General features: G+C 38.7%; 7 protein-coding genes and 1 rRNA gene. 5 read left to right on the top strand and 3 right to left on the bottom strand.

The window, feature by feature from the left end; genetic code table 11:
• Positions 1 to 114: 114 nt before the first annotated feature.
• The 4 genes from rrf to KO513_RS19570 all read left to right on the top strand — a co-directional run bounded on the left by rrf (position 115) and on the right by KO513_RS19570 (position 6,879).
• A 5S ribosomal RNA gene (rrf, locus tag KO513_RS19585) occupies positions 115 to 224 on the top strand.
• Between the two features lie 268 nt (positions 225 to 492).
• The gene (locus tag KO513_RS19580; RefSeq protein WP_215914836.1) at positions 493 to 2,379 is read left to right on the top strand and encodes a 3-keto-disaccharide hydrolase; all 1,887 of its coding nucleotides are present in this window, start codon (positions 493 to 495) and stop codon (positions 2,377 to 2,379) included.
• A 10-nt stretch (positions 2,380 to 2,389) separates the two neighbouring features.
• Positions 2,390 to 4,339 (top strand): sulfocyanin-like copper-binding protein, encoded by a 1,950-nt coding sequence (locus KO513_RS19575; RefSeq protein WP_215914835.1) that lies wholly within the window; start codon positions 2,390 to 2,392, stop codon positions 4,337 to 4,339.
• A 308-nt stretch (positions 4,340 to 4,647) separates the two neighbouring features.
• Positions 4,648 to 6,879, top strand: a complete 2,232-nt coding sequence (locus KO513_RS19570) for a DUF7133 domain-containing protein (protein ID WP_215914834.1) — start codon at positions 4,648 to 4,650, stop codon at positions 6,877 to 6,879.
• 8 nt (positions 6,880 to 6,887) lie between these two features.
• Here the strand turns inward: KO513_RS19570 and KO513_RS19565 are convergent, their stop codons facing one another.
• The 3 genes from KO513_RS19565 to KO513_RS19555 are packed head-to-tail and all read right to left on the bottom strand — an operon-like array spanning position 6,888 to position 9,678.
• Positions 6,888 to 7,697, bottom strand: a complete 810-nt coding sequence (locus KO513_RS19565) for a DUF6503 family protein (protein WP_215914833.1) — start codon at positions 7,695 to 7,697, stop codon at positions 6,888 to 6,890.
• A gap of 34 nt (positions 7,698 to 7,731) precedes the next feature.
• Positions 7,732 to 8,646, bottom strand: a complete 915-nt coding sequence (locus KO513_RS19560; RefSeq protein ID WP_215914832.1) for a ThuA domain-containing protein — start codon at positions 8,644 to 8,646, stop codon at positions 7,732 to 7,734.
• A gap of 15 nt (positions 8,647 to 8,661) precedes the next feature.
• Positions 8,662 to 9,678: a LacI family DNA-binding transcriptional regulator gene (locus KO513_RS19555; protein WP_215914831.1), complete on the bottom strand. Its 1,017-nt coding sequence runs from the start codon at positions 9,676 to 9,678 to the stop codon at positions 8,662 to 8,664.
• A 248-nt stretch (positions 9,679 to 9,926) separates the two neighbouring features.
• On the opposite strand from KO513_RS19555, the gene KO513_RS19550 reads away from it, so the two are divergent.
• On the top strand, positions 9,927 to 13,139 hold the full coding sequence (locus tag KO513_RS19550; protein WP_215914830.1) for a SusC/RagA family TonB-linked outer membrane protein: 3,213 nt from the start codon (positions 9,927 to 9,929) through the stop codon (positions 13,137 to 13,139).
• Positions 13,140 to 13,150: the final 11 nt, after the last annotated feature.

Here is a 13,150-nt window from a genome sequence, read left to right as displayed (position 1 = left end):
CGACCTTTTTACTTAAAGGGAGCGCTGTTTTCCCCTCTTCATACCTGTCCCATTATTATGTCATACTTCGGCCGCTGCGATAGCGAAAGGGCCAAGTATCAAAATATTCAAAATTTAGGTGGCCATGGCGGCGGGGCCCACCCCTTTCCATTCCGAACAGGGAAGTTAAGCCCGCCAGCGCCGATGGTACTGCCAATAGGTGGGAGAGTAGGAAGCCGCCTTGCTTCGAGGTCCCGATCAGTTTTACTGGTCGGGACCTTTTTTTTACCCTTTCCGGAACGGTGGGCTAACAATACTTCAGCCTAGTGTTCTCTACAAAATCGCATTTATCATAATTCGCGTTAATTTTTTTCTTTTTTATTAAAGTTATGGATGAAATAGCAAGTTTATATTAGGTGTGATTCTTACACTTTTGTATTTTTAGCTACGTTTAGTTTTCTGCTAGAATACTAGATGAATCCATTAATCTATTTTTGATATCAAACCATACCAATGAAAAGAACTGTACCAATCTTTATTTTAAGTGCATTGTTGTATTCCTGCACAGAAAAGGAAAAGAAGGTGGAAGTGGCGGAATCGTCGCCCCAAGAACTTTCGCTTCCTTATGAATCAATAGCCCTCAATGATATGGGTAGTTTTAAGGAGACTTCCGAGAATTGGAGTACGGCCAGTAATGTATATGTGGATCGAACAAAGGATAAAGAAATAAGCCGGTTCGAAGGAACTGGTATTCTTGTAAATATTCCAACGGGAGAGAATAAAGGAAATCTTGTTACAAGTTTTGATCATGGTGATATTGAACTAGAGGTGGATGTCATGATGCCTAAGAACTCAAATTCTGGCCTCTACTTCCAGAGTAGATATGAGATTCAACTTTTTGATAGTTGGAAAGTGTCAGAATCTTCTCATGGAGATATGGGTGGAATATATCAACGTTGGGACAAAACAAAGGAAAAAGGTCAGGAGGGTTACGAAGGGTCTGCTCCTAAAATAAATGCAGCAAAAGCTCCCGGTCTATGGCAGCATTTTAGAATTATTTTTCATGCGCCTAGATTTGATGAGTCTGGTAATAAAATTAAGAATGCCGAATTTAAAGAGGTTTTGTTAAATGGAGTATTGATTCATGAAAACATTGAGGTTTCTGGCCCAACGAGGGGAGGTATTTCAAAAGGAGAAGTGTCTAAGGCCCCGTTAATGATTCAAGGCGATCATGGTCCTGTAGCTTTAAAAAACTTGAAATATAAGTTATACGATACGAGCAAACTTTCTTTTGCTAATATAAAGATGAAAGAATTTAAGTTTGAAGGTAAAATGCTTCCTAATTGCGATACCTTGGTTCCTATTCGTGAAGTTAATACGGATTCCATCTCTGCATCTATGGCAGAAGGAAATAAGGTTACTCGAATACTGGATTATCAAGGTAAATTGAATGTTCCAAATACAGGTGACTACTTATTTGACTTTAGGTTGAATCAAGCAGGTGGTCTACTTATAATTGATAATGATACGGTGATAAATCGAGATGGGAATTTTATTGTAGATTCTTTGGGTCTTGCTAAAGTATCACTAACCAAAGGAGATGTGCCGTTTCGATTAATTTATAATAAACACAATCCATGGACCATAGGTTTTAGTCTATATGCTGAAGGGCCTGGCATAGAAAGGCAAGCACTTCACAGTCCTAGTTCTATTGATGAAAGAAAAAGTGTGGACAGTAGAAAAATTATGGTTGAACCCACGGACATTGCTGTGACTCAGCGAAGTTTCTTAATGCACGGAAAAGATAAGCGAACCCATTGCATCTCTGTAGGTACACCGCAGAAAATAAATTATGCATATGATTTGGCATCAGGGTGTTTGTTGCAAGTTTGGAGCGGCGACTTTTTAGATGCCACGCAAATGTGGCATGCTAGAGGAATTAGACAATTAGGGGAGCCAGTTGGTTTTGCAGTGTCTTTTCATGGTGCTCCTGAGTTTGCAGTTTTAGCCTCGGATGATGCTAATTGGCCAAATAAAATCTCTGAAGAGGGTTTGCAGTTTTCCCAAGGTTACGAAATGGATAAAAGTGGAATCCCTACGTTTATGAGAAAAATGGAATCCAAAGTAATCAAGGATAAAATAGTTCCATCTACAAATGAACGAAAATTAAACCGAACTATATTAACTAGCGGTGAAGGTGAAATTTGGCATAAAGTTGCATCTGGAGAAGCTATAGAGAAGCTTCCGGATGGTTCATATATCGTGAACGACGAAAGTTATTTTGTGAATTTTTCAGACGAAAGTATAGTTCCTACAATTCGTGAAGCGAATGGGGTTGATGAACTATTGGTGAAAATTCCAACAGGAGAGCAAAAGGTTGAGTATAGTATCATTTGGTAAAAAACAGAGCATGCAGACTTTATATAAAACAATATTTTTTTTAGTACTATTTGGTAGTTGTCAATTTGGAGTGGCTCAATCGGCCATGGCCAAAAAAGAAGCTCAATTCTATGACATTGTTGATGTGCCCATTCCTGATGATGTTATTTTGGAGGTTGGTGGTTTAGCCCTTACAGACGATGATAAATTGGGTGTTTCAACCAGAAGGGGGGAAGTTTGGGTTATAGATAACCCGTATAGTAAATCGCCTTCCTATACAAAATTTGCGAGCGGCATGCATGAAGCTTTAGGTCTAAATTATAAAGACAAAAGTTTTTATCTCGCACAAAGAGGTGAGCTTACTAAGCTAACGGATAAGGACAATAATGGCGTTGCAGACGTGTACAAGACTATTTATTCCTGGCCGCTTTCGGGTAATTATCACGATTATTCGTACGGTCCAAAATTTACGGAGAATGGTGATATGTTGGTCACGCTGAATTTATCTTGGATAGGTCATGGAGCTAGTTTGGTAAAATGGCGAGGATGGATGTTGAGAATAACACCGGAAGGACAAATGATTCCGATCGCAACTGGTTTGCGTTCCCCATCAGGATTTGTTATTAATGGTGCTGGAGATGTTTTTTACTCGGAAAACCAAGGAGACTGGGTAGGCTCAGGAAGAATAACCCACTTAGAAAAAGGAACCTTTGCCGGTAATCCTGAAGGGTTGGTTTGGACAAGTGACCCTCAATCCCCATTAAAACTTAAAAAAGAGGATATTGAGGAACAATCTGGATTAAGTCTATATGAGTATTCAAAAAAAGTTCCGGAATTAAGAGCGCCTGCTATTTGGCTGCCACATACTATATTGGGTATTTCTACTTCGGATATGATTTATGATACCACTAAGGGCAAGTTTGGTCCATTTGAAGGGCAAATGTTCGTGGGTGATCAAGGACATAGCAAAATTATGAGGGTTTACATGGAGAAGATAAATGGAGTCTACCAAGGTGCCGTTTTCCCCTTTGTAGAGGGGTTCTCATCCGGAATTTTAAGAATGTTATGGGGTAGCGATAACAGTATGTTCGTAGGGATGACAAGTAGAGGTTGGTCATCTACAGGAAAAAAAATGTTCGGTTTACAGAGATTGAAATGGAATGGAAAGGTTCCTTTTGAGATTAAAACCATGAAGGCCGAAGATGATGGTTTTCTTTTGGAGTTCACGAAGCCTGTAAATAAAAAAATGGCCACGGATATTTCTAGTTACCAAATTACAACCTTTAATTATTTGTACCATAATACTTATGGTAGTCCTATTGTTGACCAACAAAAGGCCAAGGTAACAAGCGTCAAAGTTTCGGAAGACGGCCTTTCCGCTCGTTTAACGGTTAGTGGTATGAAATTGGGTTTTATTCACCAGTTAAAAATTCCTGATCTAAAAGCAACTACGGGAGAAAAACTTTTACATGATACGGGCTACTATACGCTAAATGAGGTTCCTGGTGGTACCTTAAAATCTGTTCCAATTGAAACTGAATCCGGTAAAGGTGGTTTGGCGCAGCCTAAAAGAGTAAACGAGATGCCGTTAACTTGGGTTAATGGACCGGACAAGAAAATCGTAATCAGTACTAAGCCAGGTCTTAAATATGATATAACCGAGTTAAAACTCAAAAGAAAATCCAAGGTAGAAATTACGTTTAATAATAATGATGATATGCTTCACAATCTCGTGATTACGGATAGAGGAGAAAGTTCGGTAAACGAAGTAGGCGATTTGGCGCTGCACTTGGGGCTTGATGGGGCGGACTTAAATTATGTACCCGATTCCGATTTGGTATTGGCTCATACCGGTATCGTTCAACCAGAATCAGAAGAGACTATCTATTTCGATACTCCCAAATTTGCCGGTGAATATTGGATTGTTTGTACTTTTCCTGGACACTCGGCTTCAATGCGTATTAAACTAATCGTTGAATAATCGATTTCAAGTTTTTACAGGATTTTCATGTAATGGCAGTAAAAGATTTCTTTTAAAAAAAAAATGAGGAAATAGTGCTTCATTCTAAAGTGGAGCACTATTTTGTTACAAATAGAGGCTCATGTATTTCTGTTTGTTGAATTACTTAAAACCTTCTGTAGTCTTGACCTTTAACATACATCTCACTTTATAAAAAGATTTTCTTTATTATTTTAAACGATGCCGGTTATCACTGGTTTCTCATGTATTTGATCACTGTTTAGTGTATCTTTAAACGATATTAGTATAGCATAAAGATTTTGTGTAGAATGAAGTTATTTACATCCCCTATTTTTCTTGGTACTCTCCTTATTTTTTTGACTAATTGTACAACTTCTTATGATGAACCACGTATCTCTTTAGAGGGGTATGAGGTGGAATCCGGTTTTGAGTTAGATGTTGTGGCTTCAGAGCCCTATTTGAAAGCTCCTGTAGCTATAGATTTTGATAATCAAGGTAGAATTTGGGTGGTACAAATGCCGGGTTATATGAACGATATGCAGGGCAGTGATGAGACCAAACCGATAGGAAGTATTGATATATTGGAAGATTTGGATAATGACGGAATTGTAGATCATACCAAAACTTTCCTAGATAGTCTGGTAATGCCTAGGGCTCTGGCCCATGTATATGGGGGACTGTTATACTCAGAACCTCCTTTTCTTTATTTTACCGAGATTAAAGAAGACAAGCCGGTTAATAGGGTTGTGGTAGATTCAATTTATGCTGTAGAGGGTAATCCGGAACATCAGCCAAATGGTTTAATGATGAATGTGGATAACTGGATTTATAATGCAAAATCCAATTTCCGATACAGACGTGAAAATGGGGTGTGGAAAAAAGAAGCCACCACTTTTAGAGGGCAGTGGGGGATAAGTCATGATAACTTTGGAAGACTATATTTTAACGATAATTCAAGACAGTTGTTAGGGGACCATGTATTGCCCAATGTACTGGTGAGAAATAAATACTTTACGCCGAAATTTGGTGTGAATAGAATGCTGACAAAGGACCAACGTGTGTATCCTAAACACGCAACTACAGTGAACAGAGGTTATGCAAAAGGAGTTTTAAATCAGGACAGTATACTGGTAAAGGCTACTGCAGCTTGTGCTCCTTTGGTGTATAGGGGAGGTGAGTTTTCGGCGGAGTATGATGAGAACGTTTTTGTCTGTATCCCCGAAGGGAACCTCATTAAGAGAAATATTTTAACCTTTACAGGAGACTCAACTACTGCGAAACAGGCTTACGAAAACAAAGAGTTCCTAACTTCAACGGATGAAGGGTTCAGACCGGTAAACTTAAACAATGGCCCCGATGGAAGCATGTATATCACGGATATGCATAGGGGTATGATAGGTCATCATGCGTATTTGAGTCCTTATCTAAAGAAAAAAGTAGCAGTCAATAAACTGGATACCTTAATTAACTTTGGACGTATACTTAGAGTTAAGAAAGTGGGGCAACCAAAGAAGACTTTACAGAATTTTGATGACTTGAAGTCTATGCAACTTGTTGCACTGTTAAAAGACAACAACGGTTGGGTTAGGGACCGTGCCCAGCAAGTACTTGTTTACAGGCAGGATAAAAATGTAGTAGGAGAGTTGGAGGGGCTTGTTCTAGGTGCACAAAATTCAGTTTCTCAAATACACGCGCTCTATACCCTTGAAGGTCTTAGCGCACTATCTTATGACCTTCTAAAAGATGTTGCCCTAAAAGGTTCTCCGGAACTTGGGGCACATTCACTTGTACTTATTGAGCCCTTTCTAAAAGAAGCTGGCGCGGAGAAGAATATGGCGTTGGTAAAAGAACTTATAGCAAGAAATAACGTAACAATAAATCTATATCTCAGCAGTATAATGGGTAGTTTGGTTTCGTTGGATAAAGAACAGTTTTTGCCAATTATGAAAGAATTGAGCAGTTCATATTCAAAGAAACCCATCTTTACCGAGGCTTTGGTGAGTGGGGTAAAAGGCGATGAACATATATTAAAAGAAACAATAGCGCCTACAAATAAAATGCTTGCTGAAGCCTTAGCTACAAGTGATGAAAAGCGAAAAGAAGATAAGGTCAACCCTATTTTCGCCAGAAAATCCTTGGTAGAGGACACAAGAACAAGTGGAGCTAAAATGTTCTATGAGATTTGTGCATCTTGCCATGGAGTAAACGGGCAAGGTATTGAAGGGCTTGCACCACCGTTAATGGGCTCTGAGCATGTAGCAAACACAGAAAGACTTGGTCTTATTATTCTGCATGGGCTTGAAGGTCCTGTTACGGTTAAGGGAAAAAGGTATGATTTAAATCTAGCTATGCCAGGCCTTATTCGTAATGAAGATATTTCAAATAAAGATATTGCCGATATTATCTCCTATGTGACCAACGCATTTTCTGATGTGCCAAGTAGGTTAAAACTGGAAACAATAGAAGAGTTACGCAACACAAAACCTAAAAGCGGAGCGGAGTATACGGAACAAGAATTATTGGACTATTCTAAAAAATAGTACTTTGCTTAGTTGATAGCTTCTGTTGTGGAGCCCTGTGGGGCTTCAAAAACAGATTCGTCAGTTATTTTATCCAAAAAGTGAATGTCTCTAAAAAGGCGTACATGGTTTGTGCTTTCTCCAAGTTCTCCGTCCTTCCAAGCAAAATTTTCCATTTTTGTTGGCATCATTAACCCTTGCACCTCTATATAGTCTGAATATACTTTTGCTGAATTTATTGATGCGTTCAGTTTATCAAAAAAGGAAACTGAATAGGTAAGTATCTCCAACCGAAAAGTCTCAGGGTTTAAGTAGAGGTAATATACGTCCTCTGGGGTAAGCCCAACTTCTGAGCCAAAAGTGATTTTTAAAGTTTCGTAGGCTTTTCCGTTAATAACGGATTCTCCCTCTTCGGAAGAGATTACGCCCGGGTCTTTCAGTAAGAAAGGCACTCCAATAAAGTAAAAGTCCAAATTATAGTAAAACGCAGCAGATTTACCCGGTACTTTAGAAGCATCGGGTTTGGCCCATGCCACTTTACCATCAAAGCCTGCCTCGTAATCCTTAGATTTTAGGTAGGCTCTGCGGTCCTTAATATTAGTAAGTTGGTAAACAGTCTTGCCCTTTTCGGTTAGGTTGTACGAAAGTCCGGTAAATGACCTCCAAGCATCGATGCCGCCGTGTGCGTAGATACATATGTCTAACAGGCTTATGTCTTCAGTTGTTACGGATATTTCGGAAACATCTGGAACTTTACTTTTAGGTTTTTTTTCGGTCTCTTTGCATGAGATTAATAAACAAAAAAGCGCTACTGTAATGGTGGTATGAATTGTTTTCAATTTGCCGTTTTAAGCAAAATTAGTCCAACCTTATCTATTTTCCTATTGGGGAGTCATCACATTTTAAATCGCCCACTACATATTGCAGTCCGTCCAAGAAAAATTGTAATAGCTCTGGGTGGTCCAAGCTTTGCGCATTGTGAGATGGCGAGCTATAAAAAACACGGCCTTTTCCATGTCTTTTTATCCACGAAACATAATTGACTTTTTCATCAACCTCTTTTCTCATTCCCTCCAATTTATCTATTTCAATATATAGCAGTGGTCTAAAGTTGTAATCAAAGTAAGCGTTATTAAAAAAATATGGTTCATCTACATGTGTAAGTCCGTTTCCGTTAAATGCTCGCACTAAAGGATGTTTTGGGTCTACTTCCTTAACGTGCATTTCTTGCTGTTTAGGATGGTAGTCAAAGCTTCCGCCTGTCATTTCACTAAACTTTTTGGAATTGTTCTGAACGGTAATAGCCCCGTGCAATATCATAAGGCCACCGCCTTTGGCAACATAGTCTAACAAATTGGTCTCATATTGCTCGGCTAAAACTGCTATTTCATTATCGGGAAGGTTGGAGTTTTTCTGTAACAAATCCCAAAATAAATGCCTTTTAGGACCAGAAGGATTACAATTGTTAAATACGACAGCGTCATATTTTTTTAGGTTCTTTTTGTCAAAACTTTCAATGTCATACGCTATATGAACCTCGAATGCACCGGATTTTGTGCCAAGTATTTTTAACATTTCTGCATTATGGGGAATGGTCCAGTGATCAAAACCTGTTGCTTTTGAAAAAACTAAAATTTTCTTTTTGGAAACATTTTTCACTGTAGGTTCGGACGGAGCCAGTTTTTCTATCTTGGCCAACCATTCTTCGGTAATTTTAAAATCTTCAATTTGTTGGGAAAAAATTAGTCCCGTAACAAGTAAAAATAGTACAGTAATACTCTTTTTCATGGGTGATAGTTGTCTTTAAATTTTAGTAGATTCTCGTTTTATTAATTTGTGTTTGATAAGTATTTGATCTGCGGATTGAATGTTAATGGAGCCGCTTAAGTGGCTTATAATGCTCTCTCCTGCAAGAATTCCCATTTTGTATCCAGGATATTCTATGGTACTTAAGTTGGGTGATATTACTTCTGAGACAGGGTCATTGTTAAACCCAATAACCTTTATTTCTTCAGGAATGCTGTAGCCCTCTTTTTTTAATTCCTTTATGCAGTGCACGGCAAAGGTGTCGTTAGAAACGAAAATACCATCTACCTTGTGTTCGGAATTTTTTATTCTAGAAATAATGTCCTTTACGTTTTCTATGTTTAAATCGCTTTCGTACAGGTTTTCTTTTCTAAACGGAATGTTGTTTGAGTAAAGAGCTCTTTGGTAGCCATCAAACCTATTGGCATATACGTTACGTTTAAGGTTACCACTTATATGAACAATATTCTTACAGCCCTGCTCAATTAAATGTTGTGTTGCGTCAAATCCTGCGGCATGGTTGTCTATGGAAATAGTAGGGCAGTTGGGTAAATCACATACCCTGTCAAAAAATAAGAGCGGAATTTTCCGATCTGTATAAGTGGTAAAGTGGTCAAAATTTTCCGTTTCGTAAGCGAGGGATACTAGCAAGGCGTCTACGCCACTGTCAAAAAGGGTCTTTGCATTGAGTTTCTCCTTTTCTTCGGATTCTAAAGATTGACTAATAATTAGATTGTAACCAATATCATTGGCTATTTTCTCAATACCGGATAAAACGGTAGACATGAAATTGGAGTTCAGTTTTGGTACGATTACCCCAATAGTATTGGATTTTTGTTTGCTAAGGTTGGCTGCGAATTTATTGGTCCTATAGCCGGTTTCTTTGGCAACCATTAATACCTTGTCCTTGGTTTTCTGGCTAATGGCCGGATGGTCGTTTAAACTTCTGCTGACCGTGGCCGGAGAAATATTTAGTTTCTGTGCCAGGTCGTATATCGTTACTTTTTTTGCCATTTTGGTTAGTGCAATGTTACTGCAACAATATTACGCAACAAATTGAAATATACAAGAGTATTTCTGTAATAATTCTTTTAATCGTATTGATTTCAGCTAAATTCAGAGTTTTTAGGTGTAATTATTATATAATTATCAAGTTTTGTGTAATTAATTTACGCAATCGGTTGCGCAATTCATAAATTTTTATAGTTTTGTTTCCTGTCAATTAGACCTAAATAATCAAACCCAATTTTAACTCACTCTTTATGAAACAATTATTAAGTGATTTTAAGCTCTTGAGACAATCGTTATGTCTCGTGGGGCTCGTATGGATTTTTTCGTTTTCGGCTTATGCTCAAGATGAATTTACTGTTACAGGAACTGTAACAGATGAATATGACGCTCCACTTCCCGGTGCTACTGTGGTAGAGAAGGGAACAACCAATGGTGTGTCTACAGATTTTGATGGAAACTATTCTATTTCCGTGGCCAATCAAAATTCAGTAATCGTAATTAGCTATATAGGTTATGCGGCTCAAGAAATTCCCGTGGCCGGAAATACTGAGGTAAATGTTTCGCTTGATCCCAGCGCTTCTTCATTGGATGAAGTCATTGTTGTAGGTTACGGAGCGGTCAAGAAAAAGGATTTAACAGGGTCAGTTGCTCAAGTTGATGCAGCTGAACTATCCAACCAATCCGTAAATTCGGTTACTGATGTTTTGCGCGGTAACGTAGCGGGACTTAATATAGGTTTTTCTGCATCACCAAAAGGAACGAGTCAGATTCAAATCAGGGGTAATAATAGTCTAACGGCAGGTACTAGCCCATTAATTGTTGTAGATGGTATACTTTATACAGGTGACCTTTCAGATATTAACCCGGCAGACATTGATAAATTAGATGTGTTAAAAGATGCTAGTTCAGCGGCTGTATATGGTGCGCGTGGAGCTGGTGGTGTCATCTTGGTAACTACTAAAAAAGGGTCTAGTGACAAACCTGTTATTACAATCAATTCCAGTGTTGGTTTTGCAAGTGAACAGAACCCGGTTAGACCTTATAGCCCAGACGGTTATGCTAATTGGCGTGTGGATGTTTTTAAAAGTAGTAGAGGTCAGCTAGCCTCTGAAAACCCAGGTATATTTGATAATCCAAATAACCTGCCCGATGGTGTCTCAGTAGATGAGTGGCTGGCTTATACCGGTGCACAAGGAGACCCGACAACAGCATGGTTGACAAGGATAGGGTTTCAAGATGTTGAAGTGCAGAATTATCTAGCTGGCAAAAGTATTGATTGGTATGATAAAATAATGCAAACCGGCTTTAGAAATGAACAAAATGTAAGTATTTCTGGTCGCAATGGAGGTTTGAATTATTACTGGTCTATTGGCCGGACATCCAATGAAGGCATTGTTGTTGGGGAAAAATTTGAAGCACTGCGATCGCGCTTAAATTTAGATGCCAAAGTAAATACTTGGCTAACCGTGGGAATGAATACCCAATTTGCGAAACGAAATGAAGGGTTTATTCCTGCTGATCAAAACCAGGTCTTTAGTTCCTCCCCTTGGGGTTCGGAATTTAATGATGAGGGTACTCTGTTAAGGATAAGCCCTCAAGATGATCCAGGAGCGGGTGCCTCATCAGCTTTTTTGCGACCAACTTATGATGATTTAGTTGATTTGGAACACACTTTCAATTCAAGGGTGTATGCTAAGGTGCAGTTGCCTTTGGGCTTTTCTTATGAACTTGGTTTTACGAATAGGTTGGATATTGAAGAATACTTTGTTCATGCATCTTCTTTAAATCCTAATAATGTCGTAGGACGCGCACAGAGATGGAATAGAAAACAAAAGGAATATCAGTTGGATAATATTATACGCTGGGACAAAATAATAAATAAGCATACGTTTGGTCTAACGGCCCTATTTTATGCGGAAAAGTTTGAAACCTATACCACCATAGCTAACGCGAATACCTTTGAGCCTAGTGATGCCTTAGGCTTTAGTAATTTACAGGCGGGTACAAATCAAACGGTGTTTACTGATGATGAAGAGACTACGGGAGATGCTATTATGACCAGGTTCAATTATAACTATGATTCTAGGTATAATTTGAGTTTAACTATGAGGCGAGATGGGTATTCCGCATTTGGTCTTAACAATAAAAGAGCCTATTTTCCTTCTGTTGGAGGAGCTTGGACGGTATCTGAAGAGAATTTTTTTAAATCCGATTTTGTTACCTTTCTAAAACTGAGAGCATCCTATGGTGAGAATGGGAACAGAGGTTTTGGTAGTGCTAGAGGAATTAGTACTAGTCCTAATCCCGGAGGCTTTAGATCGTTCAATAATGAAAGAGGCTTGGGTGCATATGCGCAGTTGTCAGAGTTGTCCGGAGGTAATTATCTCAATGTAGATGGCGGCACCGTTGTTCCAGTTCCAACATTTAATAACAATACCATAGCAAATCCTGATTTAAGATGGGAAAGAACAAAGGCGGTCAATTTAGGACTTGACTTTAGCTTTGCGGGAGGTATTGTAGAGGGGTCTATTGATGCCTACCGAAATGTTACTACGGACTTAATCGTACGTAGGCAATTGCCAAGTGTAATAGGCTTTAACGAAGTTTTTACAAACTTAGGAGAAGTTCAGAATAAGGGTCTTGAATTTGTAGTTTCAACCCAAAACTACAACCGGGAGAACTTCAGCTGGAATACGAGTTTCAATTTTTCATTGAATAGAAATAAAATCAACGCCCTGTACGGAGACTTGGATGAAAACGGAAATGAACTTGATGATTTAACTACCCAAAGATTTATTGGTCAGGCAACGGATGTTATATGGGATTACGAGGTTTTGGGAGTTTGGCAAAACAATGAAGCGGCCCAAGCTGCGGAGCTTGGTTTTGAACCAGGTGATTTTAAATTAAGGGATGTTAATGGAGATGGCATTTTTACAGATGATGACAAGGTTTTTGTTGGCAACCGTTCACCTCAGTTTAATATGGGTATGTCCAACCGTTTTTCTTTTCTTAAAAATTTCGACTTTTCTTTTGAGTGGTATGCTAGACTCGGTCAAAAACGAGTATTCAATGAGGCAAAAAATAGAAACGGTTTTGTTGATAGGGTAAACTCACCACAAACTCCTTATTGGACACCGGATAATCCACTTGATGATTATGCCCGTTTGTTTTCAAATGACGGTCCGGGTTTTAATGTTTATAGAAGTAGTTCATTCGTTCGCTTAAGCAATATAACACTGGCCTATAGACTTCCGGAAACAATTTTGTCAAAATTATCAATGTCTAGTGCACGTATTTATGCAAATATTAGAAATGCGGCTGTTTGGGCTCCGGATTGGGATTTTTATGATCCAGAAGGTTCAAACGTAAATGGAGCATCAAGAGGTTCTAATGGTCTCTTCAGTGCCAATGGTCGAGAACCAACACCAAGATTCTTTACGGTAGGTATCGATTTAAGTCTATAACAATAAAAATC

Source organism: Zobellia sp. B3R18 (genome assembly GCF_018860715.1).
In the GTDB taxonomy this organism is placed as follows: Bacteria; Bacteroidota; Bacteroidia; order Flavobacteriales; family Flavobacteriaceae; genus Zobellia; species Zobellia russellii.
The sequence above is the reverse complement of the archived record's forward strand: the minus strand, read 5'-3'. Positions and strand labels throughout refer to the sequence as shown.